Consider the following 18,165-nt stretch of genomic DNA (forward strand, 5'->3'; position numbering starts at 1 on the left):
GATCCTTGCGAAGTCGCGTGTCATCGGCTCACTCCCCGAACGGCACGATGCCGTTGTCGTCATGGGTCAGGTTCACGATGCCCTTGTCGTCGGCGACCTTGTCGACGAGCAGGTAGCGGACGCCGTCGCGCTCGATCAGCTCGCCGTCGACGGTCACCTGGTGGGTCTGGATCTTGACGATCTTCGGATTGGCGACCGAAACGTCGTCGTCGCCGACCCTGAGGACGAGATAGGTCTTGTCGTCCTTGTCCTTGATGCTGACCGGGATGCCGCCGACGGCGCACCAGATCGCGCATTGGTGATGGGCGGTGCCGGTGGCGAACATGATGCCGGTGACCGAGCACCAGGTATCGACCAGTTCGCCTTCTACGGTGACGCGCTGGCCGGCCTTGGTCTCGGCGGCGGCCGGCGAGGGACTGACGCCGAGCGCGAAGCCCGACAGGATCAGGGACGTGGAAAGCACGATACGGCGGAACATCGCGGCCTCCGGTTCGGTGGACGGGGCGGCGCGCCGTCCGGCCGGCCGGGTTCGGCTCCGGGTCCGCGATCACGCCGCGGCGATCGCGGATTGCGGGCGATCACCTACTCTTTAGTTTCGGCTTGCGCCGGTTCGTTACACGGTGCGTCATCGGTTTTGACTGACGCGGCGGTATTGCAATGTCGGCTCGGGGCTCGCGTGTGGGGACGCGGGCCTGCGAGAGACGTGCGGGGGACAGGTTGATGCTTTCGTTTTCCTTCTGGTTCGCTGCGGCGGGCTTCGGCGCGCGCATCATGCTCGATCGCGCCTTCGTCGACCGGCTCAAGGCCAAGGAGCCGGCGGCGCTGCGCGATCTGGTCGCCAAGCACCACGGCGCGCTCGTCGGTCTCGCCGGCACGATCGTGAAGAACCGGGCGCTGGCCGAGGATGTCGCGCAGGAAACGTGGATCGCGGTCATGGCCAACATCGACCGCTTCGACGGGCGGGCGGCGCTGTCGACTTGGATCATCGCGATCCTCATGAACAAGGCGAAGACCGCGCTGCGCAAGGAGAAGCGCTTCGTCCAGCTCGACATCGACGGGTCGCTGGAGAGCGGCGAGCCGGTGGTCGAGGCCTCGCGCTTCGCCGCCGACGGTCACTGGGCGACGCCGCCGGCCGAGCTCGACGGGCTCGACCCCGAGCGGATTGTGGTCGGCCGGCAGCTCTGGCGCACGGTCAAGGACTTCATCGAGACGCTGCCCGACGGACAGCGCGCCGTCGTACTCATGCGCGATGTCGAGGGGTTGAGCGCCGAGGAGACCTGCACGGCGCTGTCGATCTCGGCCGAGAACCAGCGGGTGCTCCTGCACCGCGCCCGCTCCAAGCTGCGCAACTTCGTCGAAGCGACACTGTCGCGCGAACCGCAGGGCGGGATGGCGCTCGCGAAATCGTGAACAGCATACCGGGTAACATCGGGCGGGGCCGGCGACTCCCACGGGCAGACCCACCGGTCCGAACAAGCTGTGAGACGCGAACCCATGCTTCAGTGCCGTGACATCCCCGACCGGGCGAACGCCTACATCGACCGCGAAGGGTCGATGGCCTCGCTCGCCGCGGTGGCGCTGCATCTGACGGCCTGTACGAACTGCCGACGCTATATGCGTGGTCTTCGTGCGGTCCGTCGGCTGGCGGCGGCGAGCTTCCGCGCGGAATCCCCCGATGCGGCCCTTGCGGCGCTCGGACTCGGTGATCGTTCCAACACCGAGCCCGACCAGGGGGCGTGACACATGAGCCATGACATTTTCGGCCTCGACTCTTCGGTCGAGGATGCGAACGCGCGCGCCGCGTTTGAAGAAGCGGTCCACGGGGTCGGCGCTCACGGGCCGAATGTCGGTGCCGCGCTCGGCCGCAGCCTCGCCGCCGATCCGCTCAATGTGCCGGCGCTGGCTCTGAGGGGCTTCGCCAACCTGATCCTTGCCCGCGAGGAGCTCGAACCGCCGGCCGCGGCGGCTTGCGTCGAGGCGGAGCGGGCGCTCGGCCTCAGGGACGGCGGCACGCGCGACGAGCGGATCCTCGTCCGGGCCTTGCGCGCCGCGGTCGACGGCAGCTTCCGGCGGGCGATCGACATCCTCGACAATGGCTTCATCGACCGGCCGGCGGTGTTCCTGCCGTTCAAGCTCGCGCATGCGCTGCGCTTCATGGCCGGCGACGGCGCCGGCATGCTGCGCGCCTCGGAGCGCATGCTGTCCGGCTGGGACGAGGCCAATCCGGCCGCCGGTTTCCTGCTTGGCTGTCACGCCTTCGCGCTCGAGGAACATGGCCAGTACGAGGCGGCGGAGCACTACGGCCGCCGCGCGGTCGCGCTCCAGCCGGACGATTCCTGGGGGCTGCACGCGGTCGCCCATGTGTTCGAGATGCGCGGCGAGACGCGGCAGGGCATCGAATGGCTCGAAGCCGGACGCCGGCACTGGTCGCGCTGCAACAATTTCTCGTTCCACATGGCCTGGCACATCGCGCTGATGCGCCTCGAGTGCGGCGAGCACGACCGGGTGCTCGACCTCTACGACGCCGAGGTCCGGCCGCGGCAGACCGACGATTTCCGCGACATGGCCAATGCGGTGTCGCTGCTCTGGCGGCTCGATCGCTCGGGCGTCGATGTCGGCGAGCGCTGGTCGGATCTCGCCGAGATCGCGCGGCGGCGCCGGACGGATTCGACACTGATCTTCGCCATGCTGCACACGCTGGTGGCGTTGGTCGCGCTCGAGGACGCCGACGGGGTGCTCGACCTGATCGCGACGCTGGAGGCCAAGGCCGCCAGCATGGGCGACCAGGCCGAGGTGGCGCGGGCCGTCGGCCTGCCGGTCGCCCGCATCATCGCCGGGCTCGGCAATCGCGGCGGCACTGAAGCGCTCGACCGGCTGGCGCTCGACCTGCCGCGGATCGGCGGCAGCAACGCGCAGCGCGACCTCTTCATGCTCCACCTCGCCGAGATCGCGTCGCGTCAGGGCGACGAGCGGGCGCGGGCCAGCATCCACATGACGCGCCACCGCCTCAAGGCGGAGGACCACCTGATCGCCGCCGTCGACCGCCGTGCGCGGGCGGGACGGTCCGCCGGTGTGAACTTCTGATCCGAACCTTTTCAGAATACGGAGATTTTCGATGTCCGCGATGCATGACATGCCGGGGCAGATGGCCCGGCCGAACCTGTTGCCGACCTTCGATGCGCGTCTCGCGATCACAGCCGTGCTCGCCGGCGTCGCGGCCGACGCGTCCTGGGAGATCTGGGCGCGGCTGATCACGCCGCTCCTGGTCGGCGGGCCGCTCGAACCGGCGGCGCTGGTCCAGTCGGTGTTCGGGCTCCAGAGCCGGTTCCTGGCCGAGGTGATCCATGGCGCGGTCGGCGTCTTCGCCTATCCGATCGGCTATCTCTACATCGCCCGGCCGCTGCAGCGGCTCATCCTGCCGAGCCTGCCGCTGGTCCTGACCGGCGCCGGCTTCGGAGTCGGGCTCTGGGTGTTCGCTCTCTATGTGATGGCGCATCTCTTCGCCGGCCTCGAACCGTTCCTCGGCTTCGAGCCGATCGCCTTCGCCTCGCTCGGCGGCCACATTCTGTTCGGCCTCGTGGTCGCGTTCGTCGTCGCGTTCCGGGAGCGGACCGATGAACGCTGAGCCGGGGCGGATGGTCGGCCTCGTCCGCACGGCCGATGTGGTCGCGGCAGCGCTTGCCGCGCAGGGTGTGCGCCATGCCTTCGGCATGCCGGGCGGCGAGGTGGTCGAGATCCTCGATGCGCTCGGGCGGGTCGGCATCGCCTTCACGCTGGCGCGGCACGAGACCGCCGCGGCGGCGATGGCGGCGGGATCCTGGCTCGCGACCGGCCGGCCGCCGCTCCTTCTCACCACGATCGGACCGGGGCTCGCCAATGCGATCGACGGCATTGCGGATGCCTCGCAGGAGCGGGTGCCGCTGATCGTGCTCTCCGGCGTGGTCGATCGCGCCTTGCGCGGTCGGTTCACGCATCAGGTGGTCGATCACGCGGCGATGCTCCGGCCGTTCGTGAAGGCGAGCTTCGAGATCGACGCGGCCGCGCCGGGCGCGACCGTCGCCCGCGCGATCGGGCTTGCGACCGCCGGTCTCTGCGGCCCGGTGCATCTCGATCTCGCGCCGGGCGTCGCCGCCGCGGCTGCCGGCGATACGGCGGTGCCGGGCCCTGTCCTGGTCAAGCGGCCTGTGCCGTCGCCGCGTGATCCGGCGATCGAGGCGCTCGCGGCACGGCTCGCCAACAGCCGTCGGCCGCTGATCCTCGCCGGCTTCACCGCGGCGCGTTGTCCGCGCTCGACCGGCATCGTGCGGCTCGCCGAGCGGCTCGGAGCGCCGGTCGTGACCACCTACAAGGCCAAGGGCGTGATCCGCGAGGATCATCCGCTCGCGCTCGGCGGCGCCGGCCTGTCGCCGGCGGCCGATCACATCCTGCAGGGGGCCGTGCGGCAGTCCGATCTCGTGCTGACCTTCGGCTACGACCCGATCGAGATGCGTGCCGGCTGGCTCGATGTGCCGGGCTTGCAGGACCAGGTGGTCGACATCACGCCGGTGCCGATCGATCACGGCATGTACTTCCCCAGCCTCAGGATCGAGGCCGAATGCGGCGCGACCGCCTTTGCGCTCGCCGAGGCGCTGGACAGCCATGAGGGTTGGCCGCCGAGCGTGGTCGCCTCGATCCGCACCGCGCTCGCCGAGCGTTTCGCCTCGCCGCCGGGCTTCGGCCCGCACGCGATCATCGACGCGCTGCAGGCCCATGTCGGGCCGGAGGATCTGGTCACCGTCGACAGCGGCGCGCACCGGATTCTGCTGTCGCAGAAGTGGGTCGCGCGGCGGCCGCTGTCGCTCGTCCAGTCGGCCGGGTTCTGCACCATGGCGACGGCGCTGCCGACCGCGATCGGTGCCAAGATCGCGGTGCCGGGGCGGCGCGTGGTCGCCGTGCTCGGCGACGGCGGCCTCGAAATGGGCCTCGGCGAGCTCGCCACGCTGCGCGACAGCGGCCTGCAGGTGACGGTCGTGGTGTTCCAGGACCAGAGTCTCGCGCTGATCGAGCTGAAACAGGCCGCGGCGCGGTTGCCGCGGGCCGGCGTCACGCTCGGCGAGACCGACTTCGCCCGCATCGCCGAGGCGTTCGGCGGTCATGGCGTCAATGTCGAGACGCTTCCCGATCTCGAACGCGAATTCGTCGCCGCGGCGTCCCGCCCGGTCTTCTCCCTCATCGCCTGCCGGTTCTCGTCCCATGAATATGACGGTGCGTTCTGACGCCGTGGTGCCGGCGGTGACGGTCGCGGCGCCCGCGAAAGCGCGGGTCCGCGACCCGCGGCTCGATTTCTTCCGCGGCTACGGCATGTACGTGATCCTGATCGCGCACATTCCGCTCGACCCCTGGGACTTCTGGATCCCGCCGCGGTTCGGGTTCAGCGATTCCACCGAGATCTTCGTGTTCCTGTCGGGCATAGCCTCGGCGATCGCGTTCGGCTCGACCTTCGACCGCCGCGGTTTCTGGCTCGGGCTGGCGCGGGTCGCCTTCCGGATCTGGCAGGTCTACTGGGTGCATGTCGGGGTATTCGTGGCCGGCGTCGCGGTGCTCGCGGCCGCCGGAACGATGCCGGGCGGCATCTCCTACCTGCACGACCGCAATCTCGACTTTCTGACAGCGAGCCCGGGTGCGGCGATCGCGCAGTTCCTGGCGCTCGTCTGGGTGCCGAACTACTTCGACATCCTGCCGATGTATCTGGTCCTGCTCGCGATGATGCCGGTCATGCTGGCGCTCGAGAAGCTCGATCGCAAGCTGCCGATCGCCGTTTCGGCCGCGCTCTGGCTCGCGGTCCAGACCGGCGCGCTCGACCTGCCGGGCGAGGGCGGCGAACAGCAGAACTGGTTCTTCAACCCGTTCGCCTGGCAGGTGCTGTTCTACACCGGCTTCTTCCTCAAGCGCGGCGCGATCCCGGCGCCGCCGCGGAGCCGGGCGCTGCTCGTGGCGGCGGGCGTCTTCCTGGTCGGGTCGATCCCCTTCGCGTGGAAGGGAATCGTCGACGGTTCGGACTTCTTCGGCGCCGTGTTCGAGGCGCTCGAGCCGATCACCGACAAGACGCGCTTCGCCGTGCTCCGGCCGCTGCACTTCGCCGCGATCGCCTATCTCGCCTACCACTTCGTGCCGCCGACGAGCCGGCTGTTGCATGCGCGGTTCGCCGGCGTAGTGCGCACGGTCGGCCAGCAGTCGCTGGCGGTGTTTGCGTCGAGCATCGTGCTCGCCCAGATCCTCGGCGTCGCGCTGGACCTGACCGGCCGGACCGACGTCGCGGCGGTCGCGGCGGTGAACATCGCAGGTCTCGCCGTCCTCACCGCGGTCGCCTTCACGGCCGCATGGTTCAAGTCCGCACCGTGGAAGGCGTGAAAGCCATGTCCCTGGCTTCGACGGCGACGTTCTGGCGGCCGACCCTGTCGGTGCGGCTGCCCCGAGCCCTGAAAGTGGCGGCCGTGATCACGGCCGGGTTTCTGGCGGCGATGCTGTCGGATCTCGCCTTTGCCGCGGAAAGACCGCAGCCGGCATCCTTCGCGGCGGCTGCGTCGCGACCGGCCTGCGGCGGCGAGGTCGCGTGCACGGTGCCGCTCGGCGCCTACCGGATCGCGCTACCGCCCGACGGCCGCGTCGAAGGTGCCTATGTCTTCTTCCATGGCTATCGCAGTTCGGCTGCAGAGCAGATGGGCGCGACCGATCTCGTGGCGGTGGCGCATGCCCACCATCTCGCCTTCGTCGCCCCGGACGGGCTGAACGGCACGTGGTCGCACGACAATGCCGTGCGCCACGACCGCGACGAGACCGCGTTCGCCCGTCAGGTGTTCGACGATCTGACCGGTCGTTGGCACGTGCCGGCCGATCGGCTGATCGTCGGCGGCTTTTCGCAGGGCGCCTCCACGGCCTGGCACGTGGTCTGCCACGCCGGCGACCGGGTCGCCGCCGCGGTGACCTTCTCGGGCGTGTTCTGGAATCCGCTGCCGGCACCCGCCGACTGCGCGACGACCCCGCCGCCGATGATCCATTTCCATGGCACGGCCGACCAGACCTTTCCGCTCGCCGGCCGGGCGATCGGCGATCGCTGGCATCAGGGCGACATGTACCTGAGCCTCGACATCGTCCGCGCCCGCGCGGCGTGCCCGGTGGCCCCGCGCGTGCGCCGGATCGTCGCCGGCATCGACTGCATCGAGACCGACGGCTGCGATCGCGGTCCGATCCTCGCCTGCGTTCACGACGCCGGCCACGAAGTGCGCGCCGGCTGGCTCGCCGGCGCGCTCGACACCTTGCTTGCCCCTCCGGTGCCCTGGCGCGTGTCAGCGCCGGCCGCGCCGTGAAGACCGCCAATCCCGCATCCTCGCCCGATGGAGCGACCCGATGACCAGACTGTCGACCCTCGCACTCGCTGGCGCCGCCTTGCTCGGCGCCGTCGCTCCGGCCGCCGCCGAGCGGCCGGTGGTGGTCGAGTTGTTCACCTCGCAGGGCTGCTCGTCCTGCCCGCCGGCCGATCGGTTCCTGACCGAGCTGTCGCGGGAGCGGTCGGACGTGCTGCCGCTCGCCTTCCACGTCACCTACTGGAACGGGCTCGGCTGGACCGACCCGTTCTCTTTCGAGGCCGCGACGCGCCGGCAGGCCGCCTACGGTGCGCGCTTCGGCGACGGATCCTACACGCCCGAGATGGTCATCGACGGCCGGCTCGGCGTCGTCGGCTCCGACCGTCTGCGGGCGACGGCCGCGATCGAGGCGGCGCGGGCAGCGCAATCGGCCGCGCCGGACATCTCCGTCCGTCGCGGCCGGACCGGTGTCGAGGTGCGCGTCGGCGCCGGTGAGGGCGCCGGTCGTGTCGTGCTGGTCGGCTACGACCGTCAGCATGAAACCTCGATCGGACGCGGCGAGAACCGCGGCCGCACGCTGACCGAATCGAACATCGTCCGCTCCTTCGTGCCGGTCGGCACGTGGACCGGCGCCCGCGCCGCCTTCGAAGTGCCGGTGCCGCCGGGCGAGGCGTTCGCCGTGCTGGTCGAGCGCGACGGTGGCGGCATTCTCGGCGCCGCACGTGCCGAACCGGTCGCGGGTCACTGAGCCGACCGCCTCGATCCGTCGACATCGCTCACAACCCGCCGGCCCCCGCCGGCGGCGATCCACCGACCGCAGGTCGCCGTCTCGGCCTGCAGGCGGTTCCCCCGCGCGCGCTGATGACCCGCGCCCCATCCGGGAGAGATCCTTGATCCGCTTCTATTTCCACCCGACGCCGAACCCGGCGAAGATCGCGCTGTTTCTCGAGGAGGCCGGGCTCGCCTACGAGGTCGTGCCGGTCGATACGAGCAAGGGCGAGCAGCACGCCCCTGAATTCCGGGCGATCAACCCGAACGGCAAGGTGCCGGCGATCGTCGATACCCACGGTCCCGGCGGCCGGTCGGTCCGTGTCTTCGACTCGACCGCGATCCTGCTCTATCTCGCCGAGAAGACCGGCCGTTTCGACGTGGCGGTCGAGGATCGCGGCGAGCTCCTGTCGTGGCTCCTGTTCATCGCCTCCGGCCTCGGGCCGTTCTCCGGGCAGGCGGTGCATTTCCAGTACGCCGCGCCGGACGGGCTCGACTATGCCGTGAACCGCTACCGGCGCGAGGTCGAGCGCCACTATCAGGTACTCGACACGCATCTCGCCGGTCGCGACTGGATCGTCGGTGACGAGTATTCGATCGCCGACATGTCGGCCTGGGGCTGGCTCGGCCGGGCGAGCCGTGTCCTGAAGGGCGCGGAAGATCCTTTCGCCGCCTATCCGAACCTGAAGCGTCTGATGGCGGCGATCGATGCGCGGCCGGCGGCGGCACGCGCCCGCGCGGTCGGCGCCAGTCACCCGTTCAAGACCATCAACGACGAGGAGACCAAGCGCGCGCTGTTCCCCTCGAACTATCCGCCGGCGGCGTGAGGGAGGGCAGCATGCAGATGGAAGGCAAACGGGTTCTGGTGACGGGCGGATCGAGCGGCATCGGCCGCGAGATCGCCCGCTCGCTCCTGAAGCGTGGCGCCAAGGTCGTGATCAGCGGTCGTCGGCAGGGCATGCTCGACGAAGCCCTCGCGGACCTGCGCGCGGTCACGCCCTCGGTCTGGGCGGTCGCGGCCGACGTCGTTTCGGCCGAGGGGCGCGAGGCGACCTTGCGGGCGGCGGTCGATTGCCTCGGCGGGCTCGACATTCTGGTCAACAACGCCGGCGGCGTGCGCGCCGGCCGGCTGGAACGGACGGGCGAGGACGAGATCCTCGCCATGATCGCGGTTGATCTGACCGCGCCGATCCTGCTGACCCGCGCCGCGCTGCCGGAGCTGCGCCGGTCCGGCGATGCGGTGGTGGTCAACGTGACCTCGGGCATCGCGCTCGTCGGGGTGCCGTTCTATGCGACCTATGCCGCGGTCAAGGCCGGGCTCGCCCATTTCGGCGAGGCGCTGCGGCGCGAGCTGAAGGGCGAGGGCGTCCATGTGCTGACCGCCTATCCGACCGGCACCGACACGCCGATGATGCGGACCAACCGCGCCGGCCCGGACATCGGCTTTCCGCGCGAGAATGCCGGCGACGTCGCCGAGGCGATCGTCGGCGGCATCGAGGCGCGGGCGGTGTCGGTCATCCGCGGCGGCGAGGCGCGCGTGCAGACGATCGCGCTCAATCGGCACGATCCGCTCGCGCTCGACGAGCGCTTCCTCGGCCTGAAGCCCGCGCTCGAAGCGGCGGTCAGCGACCACGCTGCGCTCTGAGCGAAAAGGGCCGGGTCGCCGTCCGGCGACCCGGCCGGATACGGTTCGGGGGCCTCGGCCCCGGTGCGCGCGAGGCCGTCGCGCCTTGGCCCTGAGCGATCTCAGTCGCGGGCCGCGCGGCGCAGTTCCTCGAGCAGGTCCGACACCTCCCGGGCGAGGCTCTCGGACCGGGACGACAGATCCGCGGAGGCGCGCTCGAGGTCACCGGCAGCCTCGACGCCGGTCCGGACCGTGGCCGGCAGTGCCGCGATCGTCTCGCGCGCCTGTGCCGCACCGGTCGCGACCCGCGAGACGCTGGAACGCATCTCCGCCGATGACCGGTTCTGTGCCTCGACCGCGGCGGCGACGGCCTTGGCGGCGAGGTTGATCCGGTCGATCAGGCCTCCGATGCCGTCGATCGCCTTGGCGACTTCGTCGGCGATCTCGCGCGACGCCTTGAGGTTCTCGTCGATCTCCTCGGTCGCGCGGGTCGTCTGGGTGGCGAGCTGCTTCACCTCCGATGCGACGACCGCGAAGCCGCGGCCGGCTTCCCCGGCACGCGAGGCTTCGATGGTCGCGTTGAGGGCGAGCAGGTTGGTCTGATCGGCGATCTGGTTGATGACCTCGGCCATGCCGGCGATGCGTGCGGTCTGCTCGACCAGCCGGCCGGCCAGCGTGCGCGCGCCCGTCGCCTGGCCCGCGGCGAGCTCGGTGTCGCGCGTGGCGCTGACTGCCTCCTCGGCGACCCGGCCGATCGCGCTCGTCAGCGTCTCGATCTCGGTCCGGACGGTGTCGAGGTGATCGGCGACGCGGGCGAGCTCGGCGGCCGCGCCATCGGCATCGCCAAGCGTGGTGGTCGCGGCGCGGGAGACCGTCCCGACTGTGCCGCCGATATGGGCGATGGCCGAGCCGAGCGCCTCGACCACGCCGCCGACCGAACGATCGATCCGATCGGAGACGGATTCGAGCGTCCGGCGCTGGCTCGCGCCGATCGCGCGCTCCTTGTCCGTCTCGAAGCGCTTCGCGCAGCCGCTCGCCGGTGCGGCGGTTGTAATAGCCGACGGCGCGGGCGATCCGGCCGATCTCGTCGCCGGCCTCGTCCTGAAGCGCCTCCGCCGCCGGCTGGTCGGCGAGGTCGTGGATTCGGCTTTCGAGGCCGACGATGCGGACCACGATCGACCGCGACAGCGAGACCGCGAAGCCGACGGCGCCGAGGGCGACCAGCAGCGCGAGGCCGACCGACAGGGTGAGGTCGCGGACCAGCATGGCATGGCGCGCATCGAGGTGATCGCGATAGGCGGTCGCCGCTTCACGCCAGACGGCATCGATCGCTGCGGTGAAGGCCTTGTAGCGGGTATCGAAGGCGTCGCGGTCGGCCGCGGTCGACGCGCGACCGGCGGCCATCGCCTCGACCAGGGCCGCGGCGCGGTCCTGATAGGCGACATTGGCGCCGGCCAGCGTATCGAGCAACGGCTTCAACGTCTTGGCCGCGGTCGGGCCGACGATCATGTCGAGCCGGTCGTCGTCGAGCTGGTCGATCCCGTCGGCGAGGAACTTGAACGCGCCGGCATCGACCAGGAAGCCGAGCGACTGATCGAAGCCGACCCGCTCCGACTGTGCCACCGCATCGCCCTTCGCCTTCATCGACACGAGCTGGACGAGCAGGTCGGGCAGCCGGCGCACGAGGATGTCCGAGAGGTAGCTGCCGGCGACATCCGGGTTCGAATTGAGCTGACCGGCGTCGGCGACGACCCGGATCGTCTCGCGCAGCGCGCCGATCCGCGCCGTACCCTGCGCCTTGCGCAGATCGGCGACCGGATCGGTGTCACCGTGGTTCGCTTTCAGAAACGCCTCGATGGCATCGACAGCGGCCGCTTCGGGGCGGACGGCCGCACCGGTTTGCGCGCCGGTACCGGTTGTGGCTTCCGCCAGGCCCGGCCACGTCGAGGTGAGCCGATCGAGCCCGGCACGGGCGCGGTCGGTCATGCGGACCTCGTCGACCGCGCGGCGGGCGGCCAGTGCCGACAGGCCGACGATCGGGACGAGAAGAAGCGCGGTGATCGCGCCGAGTTTGGATCTGATCGACCACCGCACCGCCATGGGCCGTTTCCCCTTTTTCGTCGTTTAGGTGCCCGTCGCGCCCCCGCGGCGCCGACGGGCGGTTGTCACCGCCGGACGTCCTCGGCGATGGCCATTTCGTGGGCGACCGCCGTGACCGAGGCGGGCGGATCGCCGGACGGCATGTCGGGCATGACCCATGGCGCGGTTGCCCAGCGCCGCAGATGGATGCCGACGCGGCTGCCGGCGAGGGCGGCCAGCGCCCAGATCCAGCCGGACATGCTGCCGGACGCGATCGCGCTGAAATAGGCGCCGATGTTGCAACCGTCGGCGAGCCGGGCGCCGTAACCCATCATCAAGCCGCCGAGCGCCGCCGCCGCCCAGGCGCGTGCGTCGCCGCCGAGCGTCGGCCGGAATCGGCCGACGATCACCGCCGCGGCGAAGGCGCCGAGCAGGATCGAGAAATCCATGAGCGAGGTGATGTCGGCGAAGATGCTCGCCCTGAGCCCGTCGCCGCCGCGCCAGAACGCCCAGGTCTCTGGCGTAAAGCCCAGGTGCGCGGCGATCTTGGAGCCCCACAGCGCGAAGCCGTAGGTCTCCGACCACGGCCGGCCGGCGACCACGAGCGTCGCGGTGTTGAGAAGGGCGAGCCCGACCGCACCGAGCCAGAGCGCGCGCGGAACCGGCCGGGCGCGCGGCAGCGCGAGGGCGGCAATCAGCAGCAGGCAGATTTCCTGCGTGAGCAAGGTCGGCCACTTGTCGGCATCGGACAGGACCACGGGCTCGAAAGCGGGCAGGGCGCGCCAGAATGCGATGTGGGCGGCGCCGATCGTCGAGCCGACGATGAAGAAGAGCAGCGTGGCGGCGAACTTCATATCGCCACCGCCGAGCATGAACAGCGTGCCGGAGGCGCAGCCGCCGGAGAGTTGCATGCCGATGCCGAACAGCGCGCCGCCGATGACGAGCGCTATGCCGATCGGGGTCGCGAAGCCATAGACCTCCTGCCCGAAGATCGAGCCGGCCGCGATGACCGGCACCATCAGGGCGCTGGCGATCGCGAACATCAGCGCGTGGGCGCGGTAGACCGAGAAGTCGCCCTCGGCGGCGCGGCGGAACGCCGAGGCGAAGCCGAAGCGGGTCGAGAACAGCACGGCGCCGATCGCGACACCGATGCCGACGATCCCGACGCGGCGCAGGCTGCCGTCACCGGCCGCGAAGGCGGCGACGCCGAGCGCGATCACCCCGAAACACGCCAGCGCGATCGCGATCGGCCGGCCGGGTCGCATTGCCATGGTCCGCATCAGAGCCTCGCATCGGACGGTTCGCTTCCGGTGCTTGGACGCGCGGGTACGCGGCTTCGTTACAGCTGAAACGGCGCGCAGACGGCCTTCGCATCCGTTCGGGAGAAAAATCGAAAAGCGCGGGAATAACCCGCCGCCGGGTCGCGTCTCGGCCTGTGTGGGGCCTGTGGCGCTCCACGCCGAACCAGTGGCGGGTGCGGATCATGCCCGCCGGGAAACGAGGTTGCCGAGATCGGGGCCGTCGCGGATCGCGTCGGGCGCACGATCGAGAAGCGGAGCGAGACCATGCGAAATCACGACGATGAAGCGCCGCGGCCGGATGCCGACGGCATCGACCGGCGCGGCTTTCTGGAGTGCATGACCTGGGCCGGGACAGGCGTCCTGTGGAGCCTCGCCGGCGGTCTGCCGAGCGCCGTCGGCCTCGGCACGGCGCTCGCGGCCGAGACGCCGGCCGCCAAGCCCTTCACCTTCCTGCAGATCTCCGACAGCCATGTCGGCTTCGACAAGCCGGCCAATCCGGACGCGTTGTCGACGCTGCGCGAGGCGGTGGCGCGGATCAAGACCCTGCCGGTGAAGCCGGCCTTCATGATCCACACCGGCGACATCAGCCATCTCTCGAAGGACAAGGAATTCGACGATGCCGACCAGATCATCCGAGAGGCCGGCATCCCGGTGTTCTATGTGCCAGGCGAGCACGACCTGCTCGACGAGGGCCAAGGCAAGGCCTACCTCGACCGGTACGGCAAGGGCAGCCGCGGTGCCGGCTGGTACAGTTTCGACCTCAACGGCGTCCACTACGTCGGTCTCGTCAATGTCGTGAACCTCAAGGCCGGCGGCCTCGGCAACCTCGGGACGGACCAGCTCGAATGGCTGGAGAAGGACCTGGCCGGCCTGTCGTCGTCGACGCCGATCGTGGTCTTCGCCCATATCCCGCTGTGGACCGTCTATCCGGAGTGGGGCTGGGGCACTGCCGACGGAGCCGAGGCGCTCGGCTACCTGAAGCGCTTCGGCTCGGTGACGATCCTGAACGGCCACATCCACCAGGTCATGCAGAAGGTCGAGGGCAACATCGCCTTCCACACCGCCCGCTCGACCGCGTTCCCGCAGCCGGTGCCGGGCACGGCACCCTCGCCGGGACCGATGAAGGTGCCGGCCGGCGACCTGCGCAAGTATCTCGGCATTGCGACGGTCGACTTCGTCCGCGGCACCGAGCCGCTCGCCATCATCGATCGGCCGCTCGCCGGCTGACCCCCGGCGGCGGCCGCCCGGGAGCGACGGTCCCCACGCGGCGTTCCTGGAAAATTCTTCGTCACGGATCGGGATGTCGCGTGTCCAACCCATGACGTTGCGTCTCCCGATCCTCACACAAGGTCTTTCGTCGTGTCCGAATTCGATCTCTCGTCCGCCATCGCCGGCGCCGTGTTCCGCTTGTCCCTGCTCGCCGCCGGCGCCTGCCTCGCGCCCGGACCACTCGCGGCAATGGATGCGGCAGCGCATGCCGCCGCGCATGGCGTGTTCACCCAGACAGAACCTGCCCAGACCCGCACGGCCGAAGCGCCGGCCGTCGCGATCCCTGTCGCCGCCGCGCAGACCATGGTCAGCATCGACAATTTCACCTTCGGTCCGGCCGAGATCACGGTCGCGCCGGGGACGACGGTGACCTGGGTCAACAACGACGACATTCCGCACACGGTCGTCGCCACCGACAAGAGCTTCAAGTCCAAGGTGCTCGATACCGAGGGGGCGTTCTCCTACACGTTCACCTCGGTCGGCGAGTTCCAGTACTTCTGCTCGCTGCATCCGCACATGACCGGCATGGTCCGGGTGAAGGTACCTTGAGCGGGTCGGTTGCGGCCGGGCGGGTGAGCGGGAGCGACAGGCAATGTCCAACGGGCAGGCGATCCTCCGGATGATGGTGCGGCCGATCGGTTTCGGGCGATCGGTGATGCCGGTGCGCGTCGACGCGATGGACGCCGCTGTGCCGCGAGACCGGGCGGGGAGGAGCCTTTCCGCAACCGCGTGGACGACCCGGGTCGAGCCGTTGGTCGCGCCTCTGGTCTACGCCATGCGCGCCTTCGCGGCGCGGCTGCTGCCCGGCCGCACCACCGCCGAGACGGCGGAGACCGAGCCGCGGCGTGGCTTCGAGGCGGAGATGCTGCCGCATCTCGACGCCGCCTATCGTCTGGCCCGCTATCTGGCGCGCAGCGAGGATGCGGCCGAGGACATCGTGCAGGACGCCTATCTGCGCGCGTTCCGGGGCTTCGAGACGTTCCGGGGCGACAACGCCAGGGCCTGGATCCTGACCATCGTCCGCAACTGCCACCTGAACTGGCGCCGGCAAGCGGCGCAGGGGCCGCGCGGCGGTGCCGACCGGCGCTGGCGGCCTCGACATCGAGGACGATACCGATCCGCTGGCGATGATCGCGGCCGAGGGCGATCCGGAACAGGATCTGATGCGGCTCAGCGAAGCGGAGGCGGTCCGGCGCGTGCTCATGACGCTCGAAGAGCCGGTCCGCGCGATCCTCGTGCTGCGCGATCTGGAGGATTGCAGCTACCGCGACATCGCCGAGATCCTGGACGTGCCGCTCGGCACGGTCATGTCGCGGCTGGCGCGGGCGCGGAAGCGCTTCGAGGTGGCGTGGATCGCCGCCTTCGGGGAAGGAGAGGGACAATGACCGACCGGACCGCTTCGGACGACGGCTGCGCGGATTGGCTGCCGCTGCTGGCGGCCTACCTGGACGGTGAGCTCGATGCCGTGCATGCGCGCGACTGCGAGCGTCATGTCGCGACCTGCGCGGCCTGTGCGCGGGATTTCCAGATCATGGCGCGGGTGCGCCGGCGGCTCGCGATCCCGGAGGTGGTCGAGCCGGCGCCGGACCGGCTGCGAGCCCGGGTGCTCGCGAGCCTCGCGGCCGAGCGGCGCGGGGCTTCGGCGCTCGCGTCGGATCGTCTGCGGCCGGTCGCGACCGTGCGCCGGCTTTTCGATCGCATGGGGCAGTGGGCGGTGCTGCCGTCCCTGGCCGCGGCTGCGCTGGCGGTCGTGCTGTTCGTGGCGCCGCGCGGCGAGGACGAATTGCGCGGCGATCTGGTCGGCAGCCATGTCCGCTCGCTGCTCGCCACGCACCTGACCGACGTCGCGACTTCCGACCGGCACACGGTCAAGCCCTGGTTCGCCGGCAAGGTCGATTTCTCCCCGCCGGTGGTCGATCTCGTCGATCGCGGCTTTCCGCTGGTCGGCGGCCGGCTCGACTATGTCCGCGGCCGGGTGGTCGCGGCGCTGGTCTACCGGCGCCACGACCACATCATCAACCTGTTCGTCTGGCCGGGCAGCGAGCCGGGCCACGAGGCGGCGACGCGGGACGGCTACAATCTGATGCGCTGGGGCCAGACCGGCCTGGTGTTCTGGGCAGTGTCCGACCTGAACCCGGTCGAGTTGCGTGAGTTCCAGGAGGATTTCTCGGAGGCGGCGCCGCGCTGAAGGGCCGGCGGCGTGGATGGGCGAGGGGAGGCAGAGGATCACGCGAATGCGATCTGGCGTGGGGCGGGGCGGCGAAACGCCGGCGACGTTGCCCACGTCCAATCGGTGACGGCGGCCGGAGCCTCGGCCGCCCCTCTCATCCGATGGAGCCAATATGTCGCCGAAGTCTCTGCCTCTGATTGCCTCGAAGCCCGTTCCCGCGATCGTCGCCGCCGTCCTGCTCGTCGCCTCGACCGCTGTCGCGCGTACCGAATCCAGCCGGCAGGTCATTCTCCCGGCCGCGGATGGCGTCGCCGTGTCGGCGACCTTGTCCTCGGCCGAGGTCGGAGCGGGCAACAGCGGCGGCGGGCGGCCGATCGTGGTGCTGTTCCATCAGGCGGGCGGCAGCGGCGCCGAATATGATGCGATCGTGCCGCATCTCCTGAAGTCGGGGTTCGAGACGCTCGCCGTCGACCAGCGTTCCGGCGGCTCCGGCTTCGGGCGCGCGAACCGGACGGCGGAGCGGCTCGGCCGGCCCGCCAGCTTCCTCGAAGCGCTGCCGGACCTGAAGGCGGCGGTCGCCTGGGCCGAGGCCCGCGCCGCCGGGCGCCCGGTGGTGATCTGGGGCTCGAGCTATTCGGCCTCGCTGGTCTTCCTGGTCGCGGCTGCCGATCCGAAGGTCGCCGGCGTGGTGTCGTTCTCGCCGGGCGAATATTTCGGTCGCTCCGCGCCGGTCGCAGAGGCGGCCGCGCATGTGTCGCAGCCGATCTTCGTGTCCTCGGCGAGCGATCGCGGCGAGGTCGCCGCCGCGCGGGCGATCCTCGCGGCCGCGCCGGCCAAGGACAAGGTGCAGGTGGTGCCGAAGAATGCCGGTCACGGCTCGATCGCGCTCGCCGGCAGCGGCGGCGCCGACGTCTGGCCGGCGCTCGACCGGTTCCTCGCCCGCTTCCGCTGACGTTCGAAAGTCGTCCCGGCCGTGGATGGCTCAGCCGTCCCGGCCGTGGCGGGAGCGGAAGCGCGCGACCTTGTCGCGGTTGCCGCAGAGGCTCATCGTGCACCAGCGGCGCCGGTTGTTCTTGCCCTGGTCGTAGAACACCATCGAGCAGGCGGGATTGGCGCAGCGCTTCAGGCGTGGCGCCTCGTAGTCGCAGACGAAACGGGCGAAATCCACGGCGAGCGCGTCGAGCGGGCCGCCGTCGAGCCGCTCGACGACCTTCAAACCATCCTCGCTATGGACGAGATCGAGACCGAGCCGGACATCGGCGAGGCTCCGCTCGACCGTGTCGAGCGCTGCACCTTCAGGAGGACCGCCGGCGCTCATCGTCTCGAACAGCGTGTCGAACGCGGCGCGCAGCTTGTGCGACCGGGCATGGTCGGCCTCGCCCGGCGTGCCGATGCCGGCAAGCGCGGTCCAGCGCGCGAAGTCCGCCGGGGTGGCGATCAGGTCGACGGGTTCGGGCGGGCTGCCGAGCACCGGGCGCGTGTTGACGAGGTCGATCCAGAGCCGGCCACCGAGAAACGGCACGCCGTCGCGGAAGTCGCCGCGCGCAGGCTTTTCGTCTGGTTCGTCCGTGGTCGCAGTCGATGCGGCAGCTGTCGTCACGGCGGTTCCTC

Annotated in this window: 19 protein-coding genes and 1 pseudogene; 16 read left to right on the forward strand and 4 right to left on the reverse strand. The window is 70.5% G+C overall.

Features of this window, described 5'->3' with window-relative positions; all coding sequences use genetic code 11:
• Positions 1 to 28: 28 nt before the first annotated feature.
• The gene (locus ABS361_06275; protein ID XBY45856.1) at positions 29 to 478 is read right to left on the reverse strand and encodes a hypothetical protein; all 450 of its coding nucleotides are present in this window, start codon (positions 476 to 478) and stop codon (positions 29 to 31) included.
• 242 nt (positions 479 to 720) lie between these two features.
• Between ABS361_06275 and ABS361_06280 the strand changes: the two genes are divergently transcribed.
• The 10 genes from ABS361_06280 to ABS361_06325 all read left to right on the forward strand — a co-directional run bounded on the left by ABS361_06280 (position 721) and on the right by ABS361_06325 (position 9,756).
• The gene (locus ABS361_06280; protein ID XBY45857.1) at positions 721 to 1,410 is read left to right on the forward strand and encodes an RNA polymerase sigma factor; all 690 of its coding nucleotides are present in this window, start codon (positions 721 to 723) and stop codon (positions 1,408 to 1,410) included.
• An 84-nt stretch (positions 1,411 to 1,494) separates the two neighbouring features.
• Positions 1,495 to 1,740, forward strand: a complete 246-nt coding sequence (locus ABS361_06285) for a zf-HC2 domain-containing protein (protein XBY45858.1) — start codon at positions 1,495 to 1,497, stop codon at positions 1,738 to 1,740.
• Positions 1,741 to 1,743: 3 nt separating this feature from the next.
• Entirely contained in the window at positions 1,744 to 3,084 is a 1,341-nt protein-coding gene (locus tag ABS361_06290; protein ID XBY45859.1) for a tetratricopeptide repeat protein, read from the forward strand.
• Between the two features lie 61 nt (positions 3,085 to 3,145).
• Positions 3,146 to 3,625, forward strand: a complete 480-nt coding sequence (locus ABS361_06295) for a hypothetical protein (GenBank protein XBY46828.1) — start codon at positions 3,146 to 3,148, stop codon at positions 3,623 to 3,625.
• Positions 3,615 to 5,255: a thiamine pyrophosphate-binding protein gene (locus ABS361_06300; GenBank protein ID XBY45860.1), complete on the forward strand. Its 1,641-nt coding sequence runs from the start codon at positions 3,615 to 3,617 to the stop codon at positions 5,253 to 5,255. The genes ABS361_06295 and ABS361_06300 overlap by 11 nt, the downstream gene beginning before the upstream one ends.
• Positions 5,245 to 6,390: an OpgC domain-containing protein gene (locus ABS361_06305; protein XBY45861.1), complete on the forward strand. Its 1,146-nt coding sequence runs from the start codon at positions 5,245 to 5,247 to the stop codon at positions 6,388 to 6,390. Before ABS361_06300 ends, ABS361_06305 begins: the two co-directional genes overlap by 11 nt.
• A gap of 5 nt (positions 6,391 to 6,395) precedes the next feature.
• Positions 6,396 to 7,346, forward strand: coding sequence for a poly(3-hydroxybutyrate) depolymerase (locus ABS361_06310; GenBank protein ID XBY45862.1), 951 nt, complete (start codon positions 6,396 to 6,398; stop codon positions 7,344 to 7,346).
• 40 nt (positions 7,347 to 7,386) lie between these two features.
• Positions 7,387 to 8,091, forward strand: coding sequence for a DUF1223 domain-containing protein (locus ABS361_06315; GenBank protein ID XBY45863.1), 705 nt, complete (start codon positions 7,387 to 7,389; stop codon positions 8,089 to 8,091).
• A 142-nt stretch (positions 8,092 to 8,233) separates the two neighbouring features.
• The gene (locus ABS361_06320) at positions 8,234 to 8,938 is read left to right on the forward strand and encodes a glutathione S-transferase C-terminal domain-containing protein (protein ID XBY45864.1); all 705 of its coding nucleotides are present in this window, start codon (positions 8,234 to 8,236) and stop codon (positions 8,936 to 8,938) included.
• Between the two features lie 11 nt (positions 8,939 to 8,949).
• A complete protein-coding gene (locus tag ABS361_06325; GenBank protein ID XBY45865.1) occupies positions 8,950 to 9,756 on the forward strand; it encodes an SDR family oxidoreductase in 807 nt (268 codons plus the stop codon).
• Between the two features lie 101 nt (positions 9,757 to 9,857).
• Here ABS361_06325 and ABS361_06330 read toward each other — a convergent pair whose 3' ends face one another.
• A complete protein-coding gene (locus tag ABS361_06330; GenBank protein ID XBY45866.1) occupies positions 9,858 to 10,661 on the reverse strand; it encodes a methyl-accepting chemotaxis protein in 804 nt (267 codons plus the stop codon).
• Between the two features lie 1,239 nt (positions 10,662 to 11,900).
• Positions 11,901 to 13,094, reverse strand: a complete 1,194-nt coding sequence (locus tag ABS361_06335; protein XBY45867.1) for a YeeE/YedE family protein — start codon at positions 13,092 to 13,094, stop codon at positions 11,901 to 11,903.
• A 285-nt stretch (positions 13,095 to 13,379) separates the two neighbouring features.
• On the opposite strand from ABS361_06335, the gene ABS361_06340 reads away from it, so the two are divergent.
• The 6 genes and pseudogenes from ABS361_06340 to ABS361_06365 all read left to right on the forward strand — a co-directional run bounded on the left by ABS361_06340 (position 13,380) and on the right by ABS361_06365 (position 17,506).
• Positions 13,380 to 14,342: a metallophosphoesterase gene (locus tag ABS361_06340; GenBank protein ID XBY45868.1), complete on the forward strand. Its 963-nt coding sequence runs from the start codon at positions 13,380 to 13,382 to the stop codon at positions 14,340 to 14,342.
• A gap of 231 nt (positions 14,343 to 14,573) precedes the next feature.
• Positions 14,574 to 14,933 (forward strand): cupredoxin family copper-binding protein, encoded by a 360-nt coding sequence (locus ABS361_06345; GenBank protein ID XBY46829.1) that lies wholly within the window; start codon positions 14,574 to 14,576, stop codon positions 14,931 to 14,933.
• A gap of 313 nt (positions 14,934 to 15,246) precedes the next feature.
• Positions 15,247 to 15,378: pseudogene (locus ABS361_06350) on the forward strand (sigma factor).
• Positions 15,379 to 15,457: 79 nt separating this feature from the next.
• Positions 15,458 to 15,769 (forward strand): sigma-70 family RNA polymerase sigma factor, encoded by a 312-nt coding sequence (locus ABS361_06355; protein XBY46830.1) that lies wholly within the window; start codon positions 15,458 to 15,460, stop codon positions 15,767 to 15,769.
• A complete protein-coding gene (locus ABS361_06360; protein XBY46831.1) occupies positions 15,766 to 16,572 on the forward strand; it encodes a zf-HC2 domain-containing protein in 807 nt (268 codons plus the stop codon). Before ABS361_06355 ends, ABS361_06360 begins: the two co-directional genes overlap by 4 nt.
• 154 nt (positions 16,573 to 16,726) lie before the next feature.
• Positions 16,727 to 17,506, forward strand: a complete 780-nt coding sequence (locus ABS361_06365) for an alpha/beta fold hydrolase (GenBank protein XBY45869.1) — start codon at positions 16,727 to 16,729, stop codon at positions 17,504 to 17,506.
• 30 nt (positions 17,507 to 17,536) lie between these two features.
• Here ABS361_06365 and ABS361_06370 read toward each other — a convergent pair whose 3' ends face one another.
• Complete coding sequence (locus tag ABS361_06370; GenBank protein ID XBY45870.1) at positions 17,537 to 18,154, reverse strand: CGNR zinc finger domain-containing protein; 618 nt, start codon at positions 18,152 to 18,154, stop codon at positions 17,537 to 17,539.
• Positions 18,155 to 18,165 lie beyond the last annotated feature (11 nt).

Source organism: Ancalomicrobiaceae bacterium S20 (assembly GCA_040269895.1).
Lineage (GTDB): Bacteria > Pseudomonadota > Alphaproteobacteria > Rhizobiales > Ancalomicrobiaceae > Methyloraptor > Methyloraptor flagellatus.